The organism is Paraburkholderia fungorum (assembly GCF_046026025.1).
Lineage (GTDB): Bacteria > Pseudomonadota > Gammaproteobacteria > Burkholderiales > Burkholderiaceae > Paraburkholderia > Paraburkholderia fungorum_E.
Map to the genome: position 1 here is coordinate 189,766 of NZ_JAQQFL010000011.1, position 22,127 is coordinate 211,892.

19 protein-coding genes are annotated in these 22,127 nt (G+C 63.1%); 9 read left to right on the top strand and 10 right to left on the bottom strand.

Translation table 11 applies throughout. The features are described from left to right. The first annotated feature begins 241 nt into the window (after positions 1-241). A complete protein-coding gene (locus PQR67_RS14910; RefSeq protein ID WP_408460268.1) occupies positions 242-1,213 on the top strand; it encodes a LysR substrate-binding domain-containing protein in 972 nt (323 codons plus the stop codon). A gap of 125 nt (positions 1,214-1,338) precedes the next feature. Continuing rightward, positions 1,339-2,589 carry an MFS transporter gene (locus PQR67_RS14915; protein WP_408460271.1) on the top strand — a complete coding sequence of 417 codons (1,251 nt, stop codon included), beginning with the start codon at positions 1,339-1,341 and terminating at the stop codon, positions 2,587-2,589. Positions 2,590-2,675: 86 nt separating this feature from the next. On the opposite strand, the gene PQR67_RS14920 is transcribed toward PQR67_RS14915, so the two are convergent. After that, positions 2,676-3,281, bottom strand: coding sequence for a peroxidase-related enzyme (locus PQR67_RS14920; RefSeq protein ID WP_408460274.1), 606 nt, complete (start codon positions 3,279-3,281; stop codon positions 2,676-2,678). Between the two features lie 177 nt (positions 3,282-3,458). On the opposite strand from PQR67_RS14920, the gene PQR67_RS14925 reads away from it, so the two are divergent. Together PQR67_RS14925 and PQR67_RS14930 are read left to right on the top strand one after the other, a co-directional pair. After that, complete coding sequence (locus PQR67_RS14925) at positions 3,459-4,394, top strand: LysR family transcriptional regulator (RefSeq protein WP_408460277.1); 936 nt, start codon at positions 3,459-3,461, stop codon at positions 4,392-4,394. 243 nt (positions 4,395-4,637) lie between these two features. Then, positions 4,638-5,657, top strand: coding sequence for a VTT domain-containing protein (locus PQR67_RS14930; RefSeq protein ID WP_408460280.1), 1,020 nt, complete (start codon positions 4,638-4,640; stop codon positions 5,655-5,657). A gap of 90 nt (positions 5,658-5,747) precedes the next feature. Here the strand turns inward: PQR67_RS14930 and PQR67_RS14935 are convergent, their stop codons facing one another. From PQR67_RS14935 to PQR67_RS14965, 7 genes are all read right to left on the bottom strand, one after another. Next, positions 5,748-8,060, bottom strand: coding sequence for a TonB-dependent receptor (locus PQR67_RS14935; RefSeq protein ID WP_408460283.1), 2,313 nt, complete (start codon positions 8,058-8,060; stop codon positions 5,748-5,750). Between the two features lie 374 nt (positions 8,061-8,434). Next, positions 8,435-9,505, bottom strand: coding sequence for an ABC transporter substrate-binding protein (locus PQR67_RS14940; protein ID WP_408460286.1), 1,071 nt, complete (start codon positions 9,503-9,505; stop codon positions 8,435-8,437). A gap of 53 nt (positions 9,506-9,558) precedes the next feature. Next, positions 9,559-9,969, bottom strand: a complete 411-nt coding sequence (locus PQR67_RS14945; protein ID WP_408460289.1) for an ExbD/TolR family protein — start codon at positions 9,967-9,969, stop codon at positions 9,559-9,561. Beyond that, the gene (locus PQR67_RS14950; RefSeq protein WP_408460351.1) at positions 9,969-10,676 is read right to left on the bottom strand and encodes a MotA/TolQ/ExbB proton channel family protein; all 708 of its coding nucleotides are present in this window, start codon (positions 10,674-10,676) and stop codon (positions 9,969-9,971) included. The genes PQR67_RS14945 and PQR67_RS14950 overlap by 1 nt, the downstream gene beginning before the upstream one ends. Before the next feature lie 120 nt (positions 10,677-10,796). Continuing rightward, complete coding sequence (locus tag PQR67_RS14955) at positions 10,797-11,618, bottom strand: energy transducer TonB (protein ID WP_408460292.1); 822 nt, start codon at positions 11,616-11,618, stop codon at positions 10,797-10,799. Between the two features lie 45 nt (positions 11,619-11,663). Further along, positions 11,664-12,749, bottom strand: a complete 1,086-nt coding sequence (locus PQR67_RS14960; protein ID WP_408460295.1) for an ABC transporter substrate-binding protein — start codon at positions 12,747-12,749, stop codon at positions 11,664-11,666. A 99-nt stretch (positions 12,750-12,848) separates the two neighbouring features. Continuing rightward, a complete protein-coding gene (locus PQR67_RS14965) occupies positions 12,849-14,030 on the bottom strand; it encodes an LLM class flavin-dependent oxidoreductase (RefSeq protein ID WP_408460297.1) in 1,182 nt (393 codons plus the stop codon). A gap of 454 nt (positions 14,031-14,484) precedes the next feature. Here PQR67_RS14965 and PQR67_RS14970 point away from each other — a divergent pair, with 454 nt between their 5' ends. The 4 genes from PQR67_RS14970 to PQR67_RS14985 all read left to right on the top strand — a co-directional run bounded on the left by PQR67_RS14970 (position 14,485) and on the right by PQR67_RS14985 (position 18,428). Beyond that, positions 14,485-15,561 (top strand): ABC transporter substrate-binding protein, encoded by a 1,077-nt coding sequence (locus tag PQR67_RS14970; RefSeq protein ID WP_408460300.1) that lies wholly within the window; start codon positions 14,485-14,487, stop codon positions 15,559-15,561. A 92-nt stretch (positions 15,562-15,653) separates the two neighbouring features. Next, positions 15,654-16,769 (top strand): PhnD/SsuA/transferrin family substrate-binding protein, encoded by a 1,116-nt coding sequence (locus PQR67_RS14975; RefSeq protein ID WP_408460303.1) that lies wholly within the window; start codon positions 15,654-15,656, stop codon positions 16,767-16,769. Next, complete coding sequence (locus PQR67_RS14980; protein WP_408460306.1) at positions 16,753-17,622, top strand: ABC transporter permease; 870 nt, start codon at positions 16,753-16,755, stop codon at positions 17,620-17,622. Before PQR67_RS14975 ends, PQR67_RS14980 begins: the two co-directional genes overlap by 17 nt. 26 nt (positions 17,623-17,648) lie before the next feature. Further along, positions 17,649-18,428 carry an ABC transporter permease gene (locus PQR67_RS14985; protein WP_408460309.1) on the top strand — a complete coding sequence of 260 codons (780 nt, stop codon included), beginning with the start codon at positions 17,649-17,651 and terminating at the stop codon, positions 18,426-18,428. Here PQR67_RS14985 and PQR67_RS14990 read toward each other — a convergent pair. Further along, on the bottom strand, positions 18,419-19,573 hold the full coding sequence (locus tag PQR67_RS14990; RefSeq protein WP_408460312.1) for a sigma-54 interaction domain-containing protein: 1,155 nt from the start codon (positions 19,571-19,573) through the stop codon (positions 18,419-18,421). The genes PQR67_RS14985 and PQR67_RS14990 overlap by 10 nt on opposite strands. A 187-nt stretch (positions 19,574-19,760) precedes the next feature. Then, positions 19,761-20,441 carry a class II aldolase/adducin family protein gene (locus PQR67_RS14995; RefSeq protein ID WP_074287085.1) on the bottom strand — a complete coding sequence of 227 codons (681 nt, stop codon included), beginning with the start codon at positions 20,439-20,441 and terminating at the stop codon, positions 19,761-19,763. 456 nt (positions 20,442-20,897) lie between these two features. Between PQR67_RS14995 and PQR67_RS15000 the strand changes: the two genes are divergently transcribed. After that, positions 20,898-22,118, top strand: coding sequence for an alpha/beta hydrolase (locus tag PQR67_RS15000; protein WP_408460315.1), 1,221 nt, complete (start codon positions 20,898-20,900; stop codon positions 22,116-22,118). Positions 22,119-22,127 lie beyond the last annotated feature (9 nt).

The following is a 22,127-nucleotide window of genomic DNA, read 5'->3' on the forward strand; positions in this document are numbered from 1 at the left end:
CGCCCCCTGCCAGTTGCGAGTTGGCAGGACCGGGCAAAGACACACATGCATGACATGAAATGACACGGCACGGCTAGCGCGGCACAGTTTCGAAATGCCCGTCGCGGCCGCGTTCGCCTGGCATCGTATCGAACACCGTGCAGACCGGCATCACAAGGTATCCTTTCGCCAGATAGCCCGCGCGCGCCAGCGCGCTCTTGCACCGTCACCGTCACTGTCACGGCGCCCTTTGGGATGCACCATGCCGCTTCGTCTGCCACCTCTGCCCGCGCTTCGCTTCTTCGAGGCGGCCGGCAGGCATCAGAGTTTCAAGCTCGCCGCCGCGGAACTGAATGTGACGCCGAGCGCGATCAGCCATGGCATCGTAGGCCTCGAGCAGTCACTCGGCGTCGAGCTGTTCGTGCGCGAGCCGCGTGGCATTTCGCTCACGGCAGCAGGCGCCGACTATCTGTCGTACGTATCCGAAGCGTTTTCGCTGATCGCGATCGGTACGCAGCGCTTGCCGAACCACCGCGCGAATCGGCCGATCGCGCTAAGCTGCGCGCCCACGCTAGCCTCGCGCTGGCTGCTGCCGCGCCTCGGCGCGTTTCGCTTGCGCTGGCCGGACGCGAATATCACCGTCGATACATCGCACCGTCAGGTTGGCTTTCCCGTCGACGGTTTCGATTTCGCCATCCGCCTGAGCCGCGCCCCGGTCGCGGGCACCGCCTGGACGCGTCTGTTCGGCGAACGCCTGGTGCCGGTGTGCAGCCCCGCTTATCTGGACAACACTCCGCGCGACGGGCACGGCAACGTCGATCTACGCCAAGCGACGCTGATTCACGTGAACTCGGCAAGCGAGGACTGGCAGGCGTGGCTCGACGGGGTCGCCATAGGCGGGGTCGCCATCGAAGACATCGCGATGGACCTGACCGATGGATTGCGTGTCGACACGATCCAGCTCGCTTTCGAAGCCGCGAGCATGGGCCTCGGCGTCGCGCTCGGCAGAAGACCGCTGGTAGACCGCGACCTTGCGAGCGGCGTGCTCGTCGAAGCCTGTCCGCAAACAGTCTCCTCGTCCACCGCATATTGGCTGGTGAGCGCGCAAAACGCGGATAGCGCGGAGCATCGCCCGGAACTGCTCGACTTCAAACGGTGGCTGCTCGGCGAGGCTGAGCAATTCGCCAATCCGTCTGGCGGCGAAGTGGCAGAATCGGGCCGCGCCAATCGCTGAACCACTCAACCGCTCAATCGCTCATTCAATCTGAACAGGTGAGTCACGCTCACCTGTCGTCAAAATCATTTCCTTTGCCGCGTCTGACGCTCGCTGCGACCATGGTGTCGAAGGAGATCAGAACCATGTCCACCACCAACAGCAAACGCTTCGCCTTCCCGATGAGTCAGGCGACCCTCGTGATCATCGCCGGCGCGCTGATTCTGAGCGCCGCGATGGGCATCCGGCAGACCTTCGGCCTTTTCATCGGGCCGTTTTCATTCGACCGCGGCTTGCCCGTCACGCTGATCGCTTTCGCCATCGCGCTGCACAATCTGGTGTGGGGTTTCGCGCAACCGTTCGCGGGGGCCGCCGCGGACCGCTACGGCTCGACGCCGGTGGTCGCGTTCGGTGCGACGACGTTCGCGGCCGGCCTTGGCATCGCGGCGGTCGCGCCGTCCGGCCCTATGCTGATCGTCGGCATGGGTCTGCTGGTCGGGATCGGCGTGAGTTGCACGACGTTCGGCGTGGTATTGCCGGCGGTAGGCCGCATCGTTTCCCCCGAAAAACGCAGCATGGCGATGGGTCTGGTCAGCGCGGGCGGCTCGGCGGGACAGGTGTTGATGATCCCGCTCGTGCAGAGTATCCGGCTCAGTTCGGGCATCGCCACCTCGCTGTTTGCGCTGGCCTTCGTGATGCTGCTAATCGCGCCGCTCGGCATGGTGCTCGATCGACGTCCAGGTGTCGGCATGCGAGTTCAGGAAGCTCCCGCCGCGCCGCTTCGCAAGGTACTCGCCCAGGCGGTCCGGCATCGCGGCTACCGGCTCCTGACGCTCGGCTTTTTCACCTGTGGATTTCAACTCGCGTTCATTGCCACCCATCTGCCTGAATATCTGACGCTCTGTCACATGCCGATCGGTCTGGGCGCCACGGCGTTGGCGCTAATCGGCCTGTTCAACATGGCGGGCAGCTGGGGGTGCGGCTGGCTCGGCGGCCGGTTCCGGCAGCACTATGTGCTCGGCTGGCTTTACCTGATTCGAAGCGTGACGATCGGCACCTTCTTTCTGCTGCCGAAAACCTCCACCTCGGTCGTTATCTTCGCGGCCGTGATGGGGCTGACCTGGCTCGGAACCGTGCCGCTCACGAGCGGGCTCGTGGCGAAGGTATTCGGCACGCGGCACCTCGGCAGCCTCTTTGGCGTCTGCTTTCTGAGCCACCAGATCGGTTCGTTTCTCGGCGCGTGGCTAGGCGGTCTGGTGTTCGATCTGACCGGTTCCTATTCACTGCTGTGGGAAGCCACGGTCGCCGCCGGACTGATCGCCGCGATGCTGCACTTCCCGATCGACGACAAGGCCGTCAGTACGCACGTCATCCGCTCCGAGCCGGCAGGCGCCTAGTGCGCCGCGACTGGACTTGGGTGCAAGCGCGCGTGAACACACATCCGCACGCATGCACACCCGAATCCGCGGCAAGCGTTCCGAGGCTATTTTCGCGGCGCGTCGGCCGGCGCTTTCGGTACACGTCCCATCAGATAGAACTCGTCGTTCGGGCGCATGGAAATGACGTTGGCCATCCGGTTCGACAAACCGAAAAATGCCGTGATGGCCGCGATATCCCACACATCTTCATCCGAAAAACCATGCTCGCGCAGGGTCTGAAAGTCGGCATCGTCGACCGTCCCGGATTCGCGGCAGACTTTCAGCGCGAAGTCGAGCATCGCTTTCTGGCGCGGCGTGATATCCGCCTTGCGATGATTGACCGCCACCTGATCGGCGAGCAGCGGGGTCTTTTCGTAAATGCGCAGAATTGCGCCGTGCGCGACCACGCAGTACAGGCATTGATTTACCGCGCTGGTCGCGACGACGATCATCTCGCGCTCACCTTTGCTCAGGCCGCCCTCTTTCAGCATCAACGCGTCGTGGTACGAAAAAAATGCGCGGAATTCATCTGGCCGATGTGCCAGCGTCAGAAACACGTTCGGCACAAAACCGGCTTTCTCCTGCACGTCGAGAATGCGCGCCCGGATGTCGTCCGGCCATTCGCCCGGTTCGGGCACGGGGTAGCGGCTGATCGGCTGAAGCTTTGCCATGCGATGTCTCCGTTGTGTCTATCTGTACACGCGATCTGTACACGCGGATTGTAGCAACCGGGCCCCGGAGCACCGCATACGCGACACGCGTACCCGCACATTCCCGTAACCCGCCTTCCAGAAGCCCGCGTATTCCTGTATTTTCACTGGATCAATTCTCGCAGACCGAGAGGGTCCATGGATCGCCTGGAGGCAATGTCAATTCTGGTGGCCGCGGTGGAGACCGGCAGTTTTTCGGCCGCAAGCCGCAAACTAGGTACGCCGCTGCCCACCGTCAGCCGCAAGGTCGCGGAGCTCGAAGCGCATCTGAACGTGCGCTTGCTGGTGCGCTCCACCCGCAAGCTGACCTTGACCGAGGCGGGCGAGGCCTACCTCGCCGCGTGCAAGCAGATCCTCGAACAGGTGAGCGAAGCCGAGAACGCGGCCGCGGGCGAGTACAGTACGCCGCGTGGCGAACTTGTCGTAACGGCGCCGATGGTGTTCGGACGCCTGCATCTGCTACCCATCATCAACGACTTCCTCGCGACGTTCCCGCAGATCGCCGTGCGTCTGGTGTTGGCCGACCGCACGCTGCATCTGCTCGATGAACATATCGACGTTGCCTTGCGGATCGGCAAACTGCCCGACAGCAGCATGGTCGCGACCCAGGTCGGCACGGTGTGCCGGGTCGTCTGCGCCAGCCCGCGATACCTCACGCAAGCCGGCCGACCGGAGACGCCCGCCGATCTCGCCCGCTTCGCTTGCGTGAATGTCGACTCGTTGCCGTCCGGGCCGATCTGGACTTTCGCGCCGCGTGGCGCGAAACAGCAGGCCGTGCCGGTCCGGCCGCGGCTGTCCGTCAATACCGCGGAGGCGGCCATCGACGCGGCTATCGCAGACGTGGGCCTCACGCACGTGCTCTCATACCAGGCCGCGCGGGCCGTCGAGGAAGGCAAACTGCAACTGGTGCTGCGGGAATTCGAGCCCGAGCCGATACCGGTCAGCCTGATGCACGCGCAACGCGGGCCATTGCCGCTGAAAACGCGCAGTTTTATCGACTTCGCGGTGCCGCGTTTGCGCGCTGCGCTGAGCAGTGACCGGGACCGGCTGCACGGGAAGGTACGGCGCACATAGCCGCGCCGCCGCCTTGAATTTCCGCGCGGATTCAGCCCTCCTCGCAGCGTCCTTTCACAAACCTGTGCTTAAATCCGCCATGCATGCCGCTGCATTCGCACCGGCTGACTGAACGGGTGGCGCCGTCTCCCGCCATGCGGCAGAAACCGGCCTTGCGTGACGGGTTCCTGACGCACGCCGACGAGGCAAGGACTCGGCGCCCACTGTTTCCAATCCTTCCATGGCATCAAGAGGAGCATGGTTGTGTGGCATTTTCCGGTTGCGATTCCGCCTTCGCTGGGTGTGTGGGCCGTGTTCATGAGCGTGCTCGTCACGCAACTCGGCCTGCCGATTCCAGCGGCGCCGATGCTGATCCTCGGCGGAACCATGGCCGCCATGGGACAGACCTCCTACGCCAGCGTCATAGGCGCCGCCGTCTGCGCAACGCTGATTGCGGACACGCTCTGGTTCTTCACCGGGCGGACATACGGCCGGCGCTTGCTCAACCAACTGGTGCGCTTCTCCCTCTCGCTCGACACTACCGTACGCGTCGCACGCAATACCTATGAACGCTACGGCGCGCCGATTCTCACCGTCGCGAAGTTCCTGCCCGGCCTCGGTCTGATCTCGGCGCCGCTGCTCGGCACCACGCCGATCAACGTTGGCGTGTTTCTGCTGTGGGATTTTGTCGGCGCCGCGCTGTGGGCGAGCGTATGGGTGATCGGCGGCGCGGCGCTGCACGATCAGATCGTGCAACTCATGCTGCTCGTGCGCCATAACGGCGGGACGATTTTCGACGCGTTCGCGGCGATCTTCGTGGTCGCCCTCCTCTATCGCTACGTGCGCCGCTGGCAGTTTCGCCGCTGGCTCGCGCACGTGCGCATCTCGCCGGAACAACTCGACGAGTTGATGAAATCCAATGAACCGCCCCTGATCCTCGACGCGCGGCCCCGCAGCATACGCGCGAAAGAATCGCACCGGATCGCGGGCGCGCAGGTGCTGGATCTCGATTCGCCAGAGCCGCTGCATCCCGAGTTACTGAAGCGGCCAATTGTCGTCTACTGCGTCTGTCCTAACGAAGCAACGGCCAAGCGGATCGTCAATCAACTGCATCGAAAGAATATCCATCACGTCCGCGCGCTCAAGGGCGGCCTCGACGCGTGGGAAAAGCGCGGTTATCCGGTCGAGCCGCTGCCGCCCGACTTCGAGACGGCAATGGCGCATATGGAAGAAGACGCCGGCGATGAAGGCGAGTACACCGTGCGGGCGAGATTGGCAAAGTGACAATCGGCACGCTCGCCCGGCGCGAACGATGACGCAGCGTGGCAGCCCGGGCTTCGGACGGGCTGCACGGCACGCTGCGCCGGCGTCCAATCAGATCTTCGCCGTAAACGTCAGGCCGAAGACGCGCGGGTCGCCATACAGCACCGGATACGCGCCGTACGACGGCAACAACTCCAGCTTTTTATAGACCTTGTTGGTCAGGTTCGTCACGTAGCCGGTCAGGATGTATTTCTGATTCGACGACATATATGACACGTGCGCGTTCATCACCGTGTAACCCGACTGCCACAACTGCGGCATGGTTTGACGCGTCGCGCTGAAATACTCGGTGCTGCGATAGTTGATATCGCCCCCCACGGCAACCGACCCGACCGGCAGCGGCACGCGGTACTCGCCGCCGACATCAATCGTGGTGTGCGGCGAGCGCGCGAATGAATTGCCCACCGCGGTCGGCACATTGGCAAACTCGGTGTAGCGCGTGTTCAGCAGCCCAAGGTTGGCGAACAGATAGAGGCTGTTGAGCGGCTGTGCCTTCAATTCCAGTTCGAAACCGTCGGCACGCCCCTGCCCGGCGTTCGACAAGGTGGACACCGGTGCGCCGCCCAGCGGATTCGGCGCCAGTGCAAACACCTGAATGTCGCGATAGTCATAGTGGAAGACACTCACGTTCGCAGTCAGGCGCTTGTCGAACCATTCGCTTTTGATGCCGGCTTCGTAGTCGGTCAGGTACTCGGGCGTGACCGTCGAGACGGTGCTTTGCGTATAGGCGCTGCCGTTGTAGCCACCCGAGCGGAAGCCGCGCGCGTACCGGATATAAGCCCGCACGTTGTTGCTGATCGCGTATTCGGGCGTCAAATCCCACGTCGGCGCACGCCATGTGTTGCTCTGGTTCTGCCGCGCGCTCACGGCAAGCGGCGACGTGATCGACGACGGATCCCACCAGTTGTTCACATCGCTGAACGAAACGGGGCCGCTATTCTGCAAGCCGGTCAGATTGATCGTCTTGCGTTCGATCGTATAGCGCAGACCGCCAGTCAGATTGAAGCGATCGGTGAAACGATATTTCACGCTGCCGAACACCGCGGCGCTTTGCGTGTGCTGGGTCAGTTCAGTCAGGTGGTAATACGTTGAAGACGGGCCACCCGGCGCATCCGGCAAGCCGCCGCCCGCGCCTTGCTCGCTCAGCTCCTCGGTGAAGAAGTGCGCGCCGGCGATCCAGCTCAGCCGATCATTCTGCGGCGATTCAAGACGGAACTCCTGTGAAAACTGATGCGACGCGAGCGTATCGTGCGAACGCGCGGCGTCGTAAGGTGAGTAGTCTTCATCGTCCTGATACCAGCGGTTCAGACCTTCCAGCGCGGTAATCGAGGTCAGCGTCAGCGCGCTGTTGATATGCCAATGCGCCGTCAACGAACCGCCATAAGACGCAATATGATCGCTCGACGGCGCATTCAACGAGACTGTTTGCGGATCGCTCGACCCGACAAAACCGAACTGGTTCGCGCCGTTCGCCCCTGCCCCTTGTGCGTGCCATGGGTCACCGCCGCCGGTGTAATTGCGGCCATGGATGTTCAGCAGGAAGTCTGAATTCGAAGTCGGCACCGCGAGTAACTGGAAGCGCACCGCATTGTCGTGAAAGCCGCCAAAACGCCCGCCCGTCGCCGTATTGGTGTAGAAGCTGTCGCCGTTCTCGTGATAGACGGACAGGCGCGCCGCCAGCACGTCGTTGCTGCCGATCGGACCGCCGATCGCGGCTTCGGCAAGACGGCTGTTGTACTGGCCGAAGCCGACCTTACCGTAGCCATCCACGTCGAAGGTCGGCTTCTTCGAAGTCAGGCTGACCGCGCCGCCGATCGTATTCTTGCCCCACAGCGTGCCCTGCGGCCCGCGCAGCACCTCGATATGGTCGAGGTCGAAAAGCGGAAAGCCCTGGCCGAACACGCTGTTGATATAAACGTCGTCGAAATAGACGCCGATCGGGCTCAGCGACAGATCCGACGGATCGTTACTGCCCACGCCGCGCAGGAACCAGCGTGGCCTTTCGCGCCCCTCGGTGGACTGCGCGGTGAAGTTCGGCACGTACTTGGTGATGTCGTTGACCACCCGCAATTCATTATTCTTGATGCTGTCGCCGCTCAGCGCGGTAACCGCAACCGGCACTTCCTGAATGCTTTCCTTGCGACGGCGCGCAGTGACCGTGACCGTTCCCAGATTGGTGTCGGCCACGGCCTTGTTCGCGCTTTTCGCTTTCGGCTTCCCCTGTGCTGCCGTGCCGGCTGCTTCGGCAGACGTTCCGGCTGCCGCATCGGTTGACGCGTTATCAGCCGCCCGTGCAGGCGATATCAGCACACCACCAGCAAGCGCTCCCCCGAGCGCGACGACGAGTGTTTTTCTCTTGAACATTGACTTCGCTATCCTTATTCAATTGTTGTTTGATTGCGCCCGCAACCGGGCTCCCATCTTCGTGCGCGAGCGATGCGCCACGCATGGCGTTCTCTATTGCAAGTCGAATGCCAGGCGCGGAGGTCCGCCACACAAGGCTTGTGCGAACGAAACGAGAGGGGATTGCTGCTAGCGCACCCGTTAGATGGTGTTGAGGTGTTGCATATGCAGCACCCCAACATGGGCGACGATGGGCCACGGTCCAATGACTCGAGGCTAGCGGGCGATTGGCTACTGGCTACTGGCTACTGGCCCGATGAGATGATCCGATTCAGACCGTCAGGATGACGAATCTGTTTAAAAACAGATTATCCACATACTCATCGGCTGGCGTCCTAACGCGCCGCCGCGTAACGATGCGATTGCTCAAGCGCGCGCGGATCGATCCACGCGTGGATATCGAAGTCCGCCGGCAGAAAGCCCCATTCCACGAGAAAACGCTTGAAATCGTCGAGTGCGGCGATCGACGCTTCGTCGAGATCGGTACGCAGGCGTTGATGCACGTCGTTGCCATAGGCAAGCCGCAACCAGTCGTCGCCCGAACCGGTCTCCCGGCCCAGATAGCTGAGTACTTCCTGCTGATGCCCGCGCGCCCATCCGTCCACGTCGATCACGCGCGCCAGAAAGCGGCTGACGATATCCGGGTGGCTGTCGAGCGCAGCGGCATTGACCGTCAATGGCCGCGGCGAACCGTTGTTGATACGAACCTTTGGCTCTGGATGAAAACCGATGTCGATTACGACCCGCGCGCCGATCAGATAGGCACTCTCCAGCCCGAGCGAGCCCTTTACATAAATTGCATCGACTTCGCCACGTAGCAGCGCCGCAATTTCCGCGGAATAGAGACGGCGGCTGCTGACACTGCCCGGATTGCTGAACGACGCCGTGGGCAACGGCCCGCTATCCGCGGGTTCGCGCAGGTTGGCTGCCGCTACGTCGACCATCTCGACATCGCGCGCGGACAGTCCTTCAAGATCCAGCACGCTGACCAAGCCGCGTAACGCCGCGGCGCGGAAAATATCGATCCGCTCGCCCGCGCGCTTCGGCAAACCGACGCGGCGCCCACGCAGGTCTTTCGCTGTATGGATGCCGGACCCCGGCAACGCGACGATCGCCTGCGCCTCGTCGACCCACGTCAGCGCGATCACCCGGGTATCGGCCCCGGCCGAGCGCGCCCACAGCGCGGGAATGCTGCCGCCCTGGCGAAACGAATTGTCCAGCGTGTGATCGACGTGTGAAGCACGCAGCGCGGCATGCTGCGTTTCCTGCAGCGAGCGCACGGTAATGCCATCGCGCGCGAATTCTTCGTCGAGCCAGCCGAGATGCGCGGCGATGCCAAGAGGCGTCGGCACCGGACAGCGCGTGTACCAGATCGACCGAATGTTGTCTGAAACAGATGTGCTCATGAATTGTTCCGGTGTGGAGCTCGCAGGGTCGCGAGCTTAGGCAATGACCATGATTAACCGTTGCTGGACGTCAAGACCGATAGCCTGCTGATGCCGGCATGCTCGATCGCCGCCATCAGTTTCGCCACGGTGCCGTAGGGCACGCCCTCGTCGGCCTGCAGATTGAGCGCGACGTCCGGGTTGTTCGCCTTGAGCACCGACAGTTCGGCACCAATCAGGCGCAGATCGGTGGGCCGTTTGTCGAGATACACCACGCCCTTCGCGTCCACACTGACAGTGACGGCCGGCTTCTGGTCGGCAGGCGCGGTGGCGACCGTCTTTGGCAAATTCACATGCACGGCGTTGTTCAGCAACGGCGCGGTGACGATGAACGCAACCAGCAGCACCAGCATCACGTCGACGAGCGGCGTGATGTTGATTTCGCTTAGCACGTCGTCGTTATCGGAAGAACTCGAGAAGGCCATTATGCGAACGCCTCATTGACGGTTTTCAGGCTCGGCTGCGCGCGCGTTGCGGCGCCTTGCACGCGGAATCCGGCTTTCTGCGCGAGCGTCACGAAGTCGGTTGCAAAACCGTCGAGATCGGCAGAGGCCGCTTTCACCCGGCGCACGAAGAAGTTGTAGGCGAGCACGGCCGGCACCGCGACCGCGATACCGATGCCGGTTGCCACCAGGGCTTCGCCGATCGGGCCTGCCACCACGTCGATACTGGCCGACGCACTGTGCGTGATCGCCGTCAGCGCATGAATGATGCCGAACACGGTGCCGAACAGGCCGACAAACGGCGCGGTGCTACCGATCGATGCGAGTACGGCGAGACCGGCTTCGAGACGGCGGCGCTCGTTCTGGATCTGCTGGCGCAGGTGACGCTCGAGCAGATCGTGGCGGCTCCAGCTATGTTCGAGGTCCTGACCATTGCCTTCGTCGGCGCGCTGCAAGGTCTCGAAGCCGGTCGCGGCAACGCGGCCCACCGGGCTCAGGCCGGGTTCCAATGTGGCTGCCGCCTGAAAACTGCTGGCCGCCCAGAACTGCCTCGCGAAACGCCGGCTCTGCACGCTTGCGCGCACGCTTTGCACCGCCTTGACGACAATGAGGGTCCATGTCACTACCGAGAAAATCCCCAATAGCCAGAGGGCGCCCTGCACGATAAAAGTCGTTGAAATGCCATTCATGGTGATCGATTCCTGTTGATTCAGAATCCGGTTCGACATCTCTTTCGAAATCTGCTTCGAAGCCCGGATCCGGTGTTGAAGAGAAAGCATGCGATTTGCCCGCCATGCGCAGAGCACACGTCAGCCCAGCTTGAAATCGATCGGCACATTGACCCAGCCGTCGACCGCTTCGTCTCCCCGTTTGGCCGGCACGAAGCTCCAACGCCGGACCGCGGCCAATGCGGCGTCGTCGAGCATCTTGCGGCCGCTGCTGGTTCTGATATCGACCGAGTCAGGCTTGCCGTTCGGCAGCACATGCACGCGCAGCAGCACGTGCCCTTCCCACCCCTGGTCCTGCGCGATCGGCGGGTAGTCGGGTGCGGGGTTGTGCAAATACGCGGCGTTGCCGATCGGCGCGGTTTCAGCCACCGGCGCGGGTGGTGCTGCAGACACCGGCGCGGGCGGTGCCGGGATATGCGCGACGGCTGTGTCGGCTGGCGCCGGCGCTTGCGCCACGAGCGGCGTGGGCGCCGCCAAAGGCTTTGGCGCTGCGGCTCGCGACAGCGGGCGTGGCGGCGGCACTTGCTGTTTGAGCGGCTGCGGCACCGGCGGCGGCGCCTGCTTCGCCTGCGGCAACGGCACGGGTGGCCGCGTCAGTTCGACCGTCATCGGCAGCGGTTTAGGCGGCACCACAGGCGCGAGTGGCGCCTCGTGTCCGTGCCGCGCCACGAGCAGGAACCCCGTGTGCAACGCGAGGATCAGCAGTGCGGCAGCGCCGGTCTCGCCCCATGTCCTGCGTGTCGCTCGGGTCTCACGCCCGGCTTCGTGCTCCGTCGCCGGCAAGCGCCGCCGCGGTGGCAGCGAAACCGCGGACGCATTGAGCCGGTGCACCGCCGGGCCGTTCCAACGTGCCGCGTGGCGCCGGGCATGAGTGCCCGAATTTTCCATGGTCAGAAACGTCACGGTCTACTCCTTACTGGTTTGCGCGCCGCGCGAGAACGCGCCGCACTAAGCGACCCACGCACGGCGATATTTCGATACCTCGGTGTACGGCCGCGGTTCGATCCATGCGCGCGCATCGAAGTCGTGCTCGAGGAAACCCCATTCGAACAGGAAGTCCTTGAACGCCACCAAACCGTCGATCGAGGTCTGCGCAAGATTGGTTTCCAGATGCCGGTGGACTTCGCCGCCATACGCGTAACGCACCCACTCGTCGGACGAACGGGTCTCACGGCCGATGTAGGCAACGGTCTCGGCCGCGTGTTTCGTCGCCCAGTCACCGGCTCCCACCACCACGGACACGAATCGGCTGACGAGATCAGGGCGCTCGTCGATGAGTGCCTGGTCCACCGTCAACGTGCGCGGTGTACCGTTGCCGATACGCACCAGCGGATCGGGATGCGCGCCCAGATCGATCACCACGCGCCCGTCGATCAGATGCACGGTTTCCAGTCCGGCCACACCCTTCACGAAAATCGCATCGACATCGCCGCGCACCAGTGCAGCCACCTCAAGCCCGTACTCGTGCGGCCGGCGAAACGGCGCTGCATTGTCGTGAGCCAGCCCAAGCTGGCCGATAGCGATCCGCTCCTCACCCGCACCGCGCGTCGGCTCGGGTAGATCGACCCATTGGGCGTCGCCATGCCCGAGACCGTCGAGTTCGAGCGCGGTAAGAAACCCCTTGAGCGCGGCAGCGCGCCAGAAGTCGATACTGATCGCATGTTTCGGCAGGCCCAGGCGTCGTCCGCGCAAATCGCGCGGACGACGAATACCGCTGTTCGGCAGCGTGACGATTGCCTGGAATTCATTGGTCCACGAAAGGCCGACGACTCGCGTCGCCGCGCCGCGCGAGCGTGCCCACAGCGCCGGGATGTTGCCGCCCTGGCGAAACGAAGACGGCAAGCTGTGATCGAAATGCGACTCGCGTTTGGCAGGCTCGCGGGTCTCCTGCAGCGAATTCAGGGTGATGCCGTCCGGTCCGAACTCCTCGTCGAACCAGCCGCGGTGAACCGCAATGCCGAGCGCGGTCGGCACGGGACAGCGGGTGTACCACAGTGCAGTGGACGTCGCGGCAAGCGCCACGGTTGTACTCATCGTTGGATTCCTTGATTGTTGTTGTGCACGGACTCGATCGCCGCGGCTTTAAAGAGCGTCACTGGCTTCGGCATCGCCACTGGCTCCGGGATCACCGGATCACGCGAGCGCGACCCGCAATGCCGAGGCGGTTCTGCGCGCGTCGATCGCCCCCGCCACTAGCGGCAGGACCTCTTCGCCAACGCGGTACGCTTCTTCCAGATGCGGATTGCTCGCCAGAATGAAGGTCGATACGCCAATGTCCACGTATTCAGCCAGCCGCTCCGCGACCTGCTCGTGGCTGCCCACGATCACGCAGCCGGGACCGCCACGGATCTTCGACATGCCGGCCCACAGATTTGGCCCGACGATCAGATCGTCGAAATGCTGGGTGTTGCCCTGGTGCAGCGCGAATTGCCGCTTTGCACCGACCGACTCTGAATCGCCGACGCCTGATGTGCGCCGCGTGCCACCCAGTTGCGTCGATTCGCTGACGGTGGCGAACATCTGCCGCAATTCGGCCCATGCCTGTTCTTCCGTTTCGCGCGCGAGGATGTCGATGCGCATGCCGAAGCGCAGATCCCGCTCGGCGTTTTGCGTATCCAGCGCCTGGCGCGCGCGGTCGATCACCTCCTTCTGTTTTGCGAGCGGCTCGCCCCAGCTCAGATGCACGTCGCCGTGTTTGGCGGCCACCGCCATTGCGGCGTCGCTGGCGCCGGCCAGATAGATGCGCGGCACGGGTTGGCTGCGCAACGGCGCGACCAGGCCGCCTTCTTCGACCTGATAGAAGCGGCCCTTGTGCGTGTAGGGTTCACCGGCCGAATAACCCTTCACCACGTCGAGAAATTCGTCGGTGCGGGCGTACCGGCTGTCGTGATCGATAAAGTCGCCATAGGCGCGCTGATCTGCCCCGCCGCCGCCCGTCACGATGTTCCACTCCACCCGGCCGCGGCTGATCCGCTGCAGGCTGGCGGCCATTTGCGCGGCATACGCCGGATGCATGAACCATGGCTGCATTGCGATCAGCAAGCGCAGATTGCGGGTTTCGCGCGCCAACGCCGCGGCGACCATCCACGGCTCCTCCGTAAAGCGGAAGATCGGAATCAATGCGCCATGAAAGCCGACCAGATCCGCTGCGCGCGCCACCTGGGACAGGTAGTCGATGTAGCCAAACGCGTCACTATCCGTTTTCGGCGCGACGCGCGAGGCCGTCTGGTTATTCCATTCGCCACGGGTGTGCCGGTCGTGCGCGCGTCTGCCATCGCCATGCATCGGCAAGCGCCACAGAAATTCGACAGCCATTGATCTGTTCTCCTTGGTTTAAGCATCGGCTCGGCCTCGCAATGACACGCGCCGTAGCCGGTTCGGCATCTCTCTAAGCACGGCCTATGCCAATTGCGATGAACAGCGCTTCGATCGGCATGCGATACGCGCTGGCCACAAGCGTTGCGGCCTCGTCGGCCTGCATCGATCCCGACGCAGGCGCGGCGCGCACAAGGTGCTGAATCAGCACCCCGCCTGTTGCCAGCGCAACACCGCTTCGGACAACTGCTGCTGGAGCAACACTCGCACGCGCGTGCGTCACCGGATCCGCACGGCCTGCATCCGTATGCGCGGCTGAGCCACATGCCCATCGCGGGTCGCCAGGGCCATCGCGCTCGCCTGGCCTGGAATTTGCATTTACCCATGCGCGCCGCCGCCACTGCTTTCGTGCGCTGGCCGGCGCGCAGGACGAACCTCGATATGGAAAACGCACATGACAGACAGGCCCGATTCGTCATCGGACAAACAGCATCCCTTCTGGTACGCCCGCTCACCGGTGCCGACGCCGCTCGGCATTGCCGTGCATCTCGGCTGGCTCAACGGCGAATCGTCGGCCGACGGCGTCGCGATCCGCTCCTTGCGCGACTCGGCCGGGCACGACGCGTCATCGATCAGCGATCACACGCTGGCGATGTCGTTTCGTCAGGGCGGCAGCATTCCGGCGATGTGGGCGCGCTCGCATCGGGCCGACACGCGCGTGATCGGCTTATCGTGGGTCGATGAATCGCAGTTGATCCTGACGCTGCCGGGCTCCGGCATTCAGTCGGTGAAGCAACTGCGTGGCCGGCGCATTGCGATTCCGCGCCGCTCGACCGACCGCATCGATATTTTTCGCGCATCCGCGCTACGCGGCTTCGTCAATGCATTGAGTCTGGAGGGCATGACAACGCGCGACGTCGAACTGATCGATGTTGAAGCACGCACGCTGCAGGCAGTCGGCGACGATCCCGCCACGGAACTCTTCACGTTGCCGCTTGGCCTCGCGAGCCGCGCGTTATATGCCGCCGAAGCGAGCGCCTTGCTGCGCGGCACGGTGGATGCGATCTACGTGAAGGGCTCGGTCGGGTTGGAGGTAGCGCAACTGATCGGTGCGCAAGCAGTGATCGATATCGGCTTTCATCCTGAGCCGCATATCCGCAATAACAACGGCACGCCGCGTCCGCTCACGGTCAATGCGGAGGTGCTCGCCAATCATCCGGACATCGTCGCCGGCTTTCTGAAGCTCGTAGTCGCGGCGGGCGACTGGGCGCGCACGCATCCCGATGAAACCGCGCAATACGTATCGCACGAAACAGCTTCGGCGATTGAGTGGGTGCATGCGGCCTATGGCGGCAACCTGCATCACCATCTCGGCGTGAACCTGGCAACCGAATCGGTCGCCGCGCTCGACGATTTCAAGAACTTCCTGTTCGAGTGGGGTTTCCTCGAAGCCGACTTCGAGATTGCCGACTGGATCGATCCACGCCCGATGGCCGATGCGCTGCATTCCCCGCTTAAGCGCCGTGCGTGAACGAACGCGTTATTCGAACCACGCGACCTGCTTCCATCCGGTGTTTCCACCCGGTGTTTCCATCATTACGTTCAAGGTCTGATCCGCACATCATGAAACGCTCATCTGCTCTCTCCCTGTTGTTGCGGCGCGCATTCGTCGCATGGTCGATGACGGTGCCGCTCACCGCCGCCGCGTTGCTGGTCCCCGCCATCGCGCACGCCGACGAAGCGCCGAAAGTCGTACGGATCGCCGTGGTCGCCTATTCAAGCGGCGGCAAAACGCAGTACGCGGGCGCGTCCGCGTTAATCGACGCCGACAAGTCGCTGGAAAAGGCGCTAGCCGCGCGCCATATCCAGCTGCAGTGGGTGCCGGTATCAACTGCCGCTGTCGGTACGCTGGTCAATGAGGCGTTCACGAATCACAGTATCGACTTCGCCGGTTACGGCGACCTGCCCTCGGTCGTGGTCAACGCGTCCGGCACGCATACGAAGTTGATCGTGCCGGGAGGCGTGGGCAGCAACACCTATCTGGTGGTGCCGGCCAATTCGACGGCGAAGTCGATCGTCGACCTGAAAGGCAAGCGGATTGCGCTCAATCGCGGCCGGCCTTGGGAAGTGACGTTCGGCAAGCTGCTGGCGGCCAACGGCCTGAAGCTGTCCGACTTCAAGATCTACAACCTCGATCCGCAAGCCGGCGCCGCCGCCGTCAGCGCGGGCCGGGTGGACGGATTCTTTACGCTTTCGGACGCGTACCCATTGGTGGACAAACAAGTCGGCAAGATCATCTGGTCGACCAAGGACGCCCCCGACGCGTGGAAGATGCGCGCGGAACTCTGGGCTTCCGACGAGTTTGTGCGTCAGTACCCCGATATCACGCAACTGGTCGCGACCGCCTACGTACGGGCGGCCTACTGGATTTCGCAAGCGCAGAATCGCGATGCGTTCATCAGGATTCTCAGTGCGTCGGGCCAACCCGAAAACGTGGTACGGCGCGAGTACGACGACGAAAAGCAGCCATGGAAAGATCAATGGGCACCGCTTTTCACGCCATCGCTCAGCGCGCATTACCGCGACGTGTCGGCGTATAGCCAGCAGGCCAAACTCACGTCCGGCGGCGTGGACGTCAATAGCCTGCTCGCGCCGCAGTTCGTCAACAACGCGCTGAGAGACCTCAAGCTTGAACACTACTGGGATGCGAGCGCCACAACGAATGTCGCAAACCGTTGATACGGTGGTGGAAGTGGCGGCATCCACCGCACCTGCTCTATCCACGCCGCTCACTCAGACAACGGCCAGCGCCGCCTCGCGCGTGCGTGCTTTGACGCACCACGCTTCCTCGTTGCTGTGGTGGGTCTCACCTGCGATGCTGTTTCTGCTCTGGTGGTATGCAAGCGCACAACACTGGTTCGCGCCGCAACTGCTCGTGCCGCCGTACAAGGTCTATGACACATTCAGCACGCTCGCGGCCGGTGGCGACCTGCAGGACAATCTGCTGATTACGTTGCGTCGTCTGGCAACCGGTTTCGTGTGGGGCAGCTTGCTCGGCATTGCATGCGGCACCTTGCTTGCCGTGAACCGCACGTTCTCCGACTACGTGCGCCCGCTCTTCGACATTCTGCGGCAGGTGCCCACGCTCACGCTGATCCCGATACTGATTCTGCTCATCGGTATCGACGAGCCGCTGAAGGTCGTGGTGGTCGCCAAAGCCGTGTTCTTTCCGGTCGCACTGGCCGCCTACGGGGGCGTGCAAGGCGTGCCGCGCGATCTGGTCGAAATGGCGCGCCACTATGGGCTGGGTCGCGCCGGGGTGTTGCGCGACGTGCTGTTACCGTCGGCCATTCCTTCGCTGCTCACCGGTATCCGCATTGCGATCGCGCGCTCCTGGCTCGCGCTCGTTGCGGTCGAGTTGCTGAGCGCCGACAGCGGCATCGGCGAAATGATGGAGATGGCGCGCCAGATGCTGCGCATCGACATCGTGATGGTCGATGTGATCGCAATCGGCTTGATCGGGTTCGTCCTCGATCAGAGCATCGCACTTGTGCAGCGCCGCGTGTTGCGCTGGCAAACGCCCAATCGTTGAATTCTCGCTCACGTAAAACACCGTCCATGATCGCTTTGCACGCTACGTCCCCGCTACGCCGACGCGCCCGCGGTTTTGTCCTGCCACTCGTCCTACTCGGGATCTGGCAATTCGCCGCTCATCGCGACGCCGTGCACCAGTACGCGTTCGTGCCACTCGAGCAGGTGGTAAGCGCCCTCTTCGAACTCCTTAGAAGCGGCGAACTGGTCGTCGACCTCGGCGCGAGTCTGCGTCGCACGACGTTAGGTCTTGCCACCGGTGTGATCGCCGGCGTCGCGGTCGGCGCGTTGACCGCGTTGTCGCGCAGCGCCGAAAAACTGATGCATCCGTTATTTCAGGCATTACGTCACGTCCCGCTGCTCGGGCTGATTCCCTTGATCAGCCTCTGGTGCGGCACGGGCGAGCTCGCCAAGGTGTTCATCGTCTTCCTCGCCGCCTTCTATCCGATGGTGACGAGCAGCTTCGACGGACTGCGCCGGATCGATCAGCGCTATTTCGAACTCGCGCAGTCGTATGAATTGACACGGCTTGGCTGGCTGCGCGACGTGCTGATTCCGGGCGCGTTACCGGACGTGTTCGCCGGCATTCTGCAAGCGGTGCCGTTCGCGTGGATCACGGCAACCAGCAGCGAACTATTATTCAACGCCGGGGCTGGCGTCGGCAATCTGATGCAGACCGCGCAGGCTGGCGCGCGTGTGGACGTGCTGCTGGTATGCGTGACAGGCGTCACCGTGCTGGCGGTAGCAATGGGCATGCTTTGCGAACACGTCGCACGGCGCTTGCTGCGCTGGCGCGATCACGCCTGACGGCGGTCGCCGGTTTCGCTCGCGTCGGCGGCATCCGGCTCGCCGGCATCGCGCAGCTTGAGAATGCCGAGATGCGCGAGCCGCGCACGCACGATGTTGCGCGACAGGTCGAGCAGGCGTGAGGTACGCAACTGGTTGTTTTCGGAGAATTCGAAGGTGCTGCGATAAACCGTGTCTTCGATGTGCTGCCAGAGCCTGGGCGTGCCGAGTTCCAGCAGATCGACGATGGCTTCGCGCAAAGCGCCGGTGGCTTCGGCAATATCACGCGGACGGCGCGCCGGATTGGCCGCAATCGCCGCCGCGGCTGTAGGCGCGTCTGCTGTCTGTGTGTGAGGCGCCAGCGAAAGTGCGGAAAACTGCAAGTCGGCGACATCGATAAAACCGCCGCTGCTCACCAGCAGCGCATGATGAATCACGTTTTCCAGCTCGCGAATATTGCCTGGCCACGAGTGGGCATGGAGCCGTTCGAGCGCGGCATCCGTGAGGGCGGGCGGCGTGATTCGCAAGCGCTTTGCGTAGCTCTCGAGAAAGTGCTGGATCAACGGCCCAATGTCGCCCGGCCGCTCGCGCAATGGCAACAGGCTCAGTTTGACGACGTTCAGACGGTAGTACAGATCCTCCCGAAAGTGCCCGGCGCGTACCGCGGCCTCGAGATTCACATTGGTCGCGGTGACCAGACGCACGTCGATCTTGACGGTCTTGCGCGAACCGACCGGCACCACCTCGCGCTCCTGCAACACGCGCAGCAGCTTGACCTGCGCGGCAAGCGGCAAGTCGCCCACTTCGTCGAGAAACAGCGTGCCGCGATTGGCCGATTCGAACCAACCGGGCTGGCTGCTGATCGCGCCCGTGAACGCGCCGCGTTCGTGACCGAACAACTCGCTCTCGATCAGCGTCTCCGAAAAGGCGCCGCAATTCACCGCCACGAACGGCCCGTCACGGCGTTCACTCAAGGAATGCACGAGCCGCGCGATCAGTTCCTTGCCGGTGCCACTTTCGCCAGTGACGAGCACCGTGGCGTCGCTCGGCGCGACCAGATGGATACGTTCGAGCAACACCAGCGACTTCGGGTCGTCGAACGTGAGCGCTTTCGCACGAATCGTAATGGCGTGCGACGTGGGATCGGGAAAACTGAAGACAGCCATTGATCGACCAGCAAGGAATCCAAAGGGAGCCTCGACGATATCAAGCCGATCGTGCATTGCGAACCAATACATCGAGCTAACAGTATGACGGAACCGGCAATAACGCTTCCGTCTGCGTCGACACGAAAGCGGCACGGCTGAGCACGCCGTGCCGCTCCTCGTCATTCGCTGTCTTTTGCGCCCGTGATCACGCCAATCCGGTCATCTTCCACTGCTGTTCGAGCACGCCCGGGCCGAACTCCTTCGAGCCGCCGAGCGACTCCGCGAGTGCCTGAAAATACGCACCTTCTTCGAGAATCAGGATGTACTGCGAGACGTCGAGGATGTTTTTTCCCCAGAACGTCGCGCCGCCGTTCGCCTCGAGAATCGCCGGTATGTTCGGATCGCGCCGGATCGTGTCGACGATGAAACGCGGTTCGCCCGGACGCCGGTCGATATAGATCGGAATTTCACGGGCCTTCGTATAACGCTGCGCCGGCGCATACAGAATCGGCAACGGACGGTGCGCGCTTGCCCACGCGCCGAGATACGGACCATGCACGTGAATCACCACGTCGACTTCCGGCGCCTCCTGGAACACACCCGCATAGCGCGGACCGTGGCCGGACGCCTTCGGGTCGCCATGGATCACCTTGCCGTCGAACGAGACCACCACTGCCTGCACCTCCTGCGATTGTGCCCACGGCGTAGGCGCCGACACGGCTACGACGAGGTCCGTGCCCGGCACACGCTGATAGGCCTGGAAGGTGTTGGTAGCGGACAAGGTGCGGGTTTCCTTGAGAACGCGAGTGGCTTGCGCGAACTCGCGCCGGATGCGTTCGACAAAGGCGACCAGTTCGCCGCTTTCCAGCGTCTGTGTGACTGACATGTTGAATCCTTAAGTAAGTGAGGGATCGCTGCGAGAGGTATTTAGCAGCAAGCGTGCCAATCCGTGCTTCCCTCACGGTCTCCTGCGCCGCGGCCTCATTGCTGCTCGCCGTGCCTGCGCCTCGCGCTCAAGCCAGGTGATGTTGCTGCTGGACCAACAACCCATCATCAGCGGCTGTTGCGCACGGCGCAAAACCGGCGTGTGTACCGATCACACGGCAGCATCGTTGCAGGCCGATGCCAGCCGGGGTTCGCTACGCATGTATGACAGGTGGTTCAAAACTTGCGTTGAAGGCCACCCGGGTTCAACGGCTCACGCAGGCAAGCCTCGCGCGGTCCGCACTTTTCTCACCATCGTTCAAGGCATCAGTATGAAAGCAGAAATAGCCGGGCGCGAAATGGGCGCTCATCGGCTCGCATCAAACTCAGCCCGTGGTTTGCAGCGCCGTTAGCGGCATTGCTCCTGTCCAGCACAGTGTTCGCCGCAGGCGCGAGAGCACCGGCGCCCGATCCGCTGCAAGGCGACGGCCGCGTGTCCGCGTTCTATACATGGGAGAACGAGATTCCGGCGCAGCCCGGCGAACTGCTGCGCGCCGAGCAACTGCCGCCCACACTCGGCCTCGCCAATGCCGGTCAGCAACTGCGCCTGCTATACAGTTCGACCGATGGCATCGGCGGTAAAACGCCGATTGCCGTATCAGGCGCGCTATTCCTGCCCAAAGGCCAGCCGCCGCAAGGCGGATGGCCGATCGTCGCGTGGGGGCATGGCACCTTCGGTATGGCCGATATCTGCGCGCCTTCGTGGTTCGGACGTTCCTACCGCGATGTGCGCTATCTGAATGCGTGGCTCCAGCAAGGCTTCGCCGTAGTGGCGACCGACTATCAAGGGCTCGGCACACCCGGGCCCAACCCGCAGTTGAACAATCGCTCGAATAGCTACACGATGCTCGACAGCGTGCGCGCCGTATTGCACAGCGTGCCTGGGCTCGCCAACCAGGTTGTGCTGATCGGACAATCACAAGGCGGTTCCGCGGTATTCGCCGCGGCCGGCTACGCGAGCGCGTATGCGCCCGAGCTGAATATTCGCGGCACGGTCGCAACCGGCGTGATTTACAACGCGTCGAAGCAAACCCTTGCCACGCTTGCGCCGTTCAAGACGGCTTACCAGCGTGATCCCAACCGGATCGATGCAACGCTCGCCTACCAGTTCTATTCGGTGCTGTCAGCGCAACAGATCGACCCTGCGTTGAAGGCCTCCGACATCCTCACCGATTCGGCGCTGCCCATTCTCGAACAGTCGCGCATCAGTTGCCTTGCCTCGCTCGAGGACGACGCAGCGCTCGCCGGACTAAGCACCGCAAATACCGTGAAACCAGGCGCCAACGCACGTTTGCAGGCATGGTGGGACGACTATCTGAAGTATCCGACGCTGAAGATCAAGTCGCCGGTGTTCATCGGCATCGGTGCGGACGACGGTCTGGCGCCGCTGGAACTCTCGCTGGCAAAAGACGCCTGCGCGGCGGGCACCACGGTCGAGGCGCATTTGTATGCAGGTCGCGAACATAACGGCACGGTCAACACGTCGTTGGAGGACTCCATTCCTTTCGTCAGGAAAGTCCTTGCAGGCCAGCCTGTTACGCCCGTATGCTCGCCCGTCGAGCAGCAGCCGAAGTCCTGATGCGGCGCT

Bases quoted from the DNA above. Each gene is read 5' to 3' on its own strand.
- PQR67_RS14910 (WP_408460268.1), top strand. From the start codon at position 242: ATGCCGCTTCGTCTGCCACCTCTGCCCGCGCTTCGCTTCTTCGAGGCG.
- PQR67_RS14915 (WP_408460271.1), top strand. From the start codon at position 1,339: ATGTCCACCACCAACAGCAAACGCTTCGCCTTCCCGATGAGTCAGGCG.
- PQR67_RS14920 (WP_408460274.1), bottom strand. From the start codon at position 3,281: ATGGCAAAGCTTCAGCCGATCAGCCGCTACCCCGTGCCCGAACCGGGC.
- PQR67_RS14925 (WP_408460277.1), top strand. From the start codon at position 3,459: ATGGATCGCCTGGAGGCAATGTCAATTCTGGTGGCCGCGGTGGAGACC.
- PQR67_RS14935 (WP_408460283.1), bottom strand. From the start codon at position 8,060: ATGTTCAAGAGAAAAACACTCGTCGTCGCGCTCGGGGGAGCGCTTGCT.
- PQR67_RS14940 (WP_408460286.1), bottom strand. From the start codon at position 9,505: ATGAGCACATCTGTTTCAGACAACATTCGGTCGATCTGGTACACGCGC.
- PQR67_RS14945 (WP_408460289.1), bottom strand. From the start codon at position 9,969: ATGGCCTTCTCGAGTTCTTCCGATAACGACGACGTGCTAAGCGAAATC.
- PQR67_RS14950 (WP_408460351.1), bottom strand. From the start codon at position 10,676: ATGAATGGCATTTCAACGACTTTTATCGTGCAGGGCGCCCTCTGGCTA.
- PQR67_RS14960 (WP_408460295.1), bottom strand. From the start codon at position 12,749: ATGAGTACAACCGTGGCGCTTGCCGCGACGTCCACTGCACTGTGGTAC.
- PQR67_RS14965 (WP_408460297.1), bottom strand. From the start codon at position 14,030: ATGGCTGTCGAATTTCTGTGGCGCTTGCCGATGCATGGCGATGGCAGA.
- PQR67_RS14970 (WP_408460300.1), top strand. From the start codon at position 14,485: ATGACAGACAGGCCCGATTCGTCATCGGACAAACAGCATCCCTTCTGG.
- PQR67_RS14975 (WP_408460303.1), top strand. From the start codon at position 15,654: ATGAAACGCTCATCTGCTCTCTCCCTGTTGTTGCGGCGCGCATTCGTC.
- PQR67_RS14980 (WP_408460306.1), top strand. From the start codon at position 16,753: ATGTCGCAAACCGTTGATACGGTGGTGGAAGTGGCGGCATCCACCGCA.
- PQR67_RS14985 (WP_408460309.1), top strand. From the start codon at position 17,649: ATGATCGCTTTGCACGCTACGTCCCCGCTACGCCGACGCGCCCGCGGT.
- PQR67_RS14990 (WP_408460312.1), bottom strand. From the start codon at position 19,573: ATGGCTGTCTTCAGTTTTCCCGATCCCACGTCGCACGCCATTACGATT.
- PQR67_RS14995 (WP_074287085.1), bottom strand. From the start codon at position 20,441: ATGTCAGTCACACAGACGCTGGAAAGCGGCGAACTGGTCGCCTTTGTC.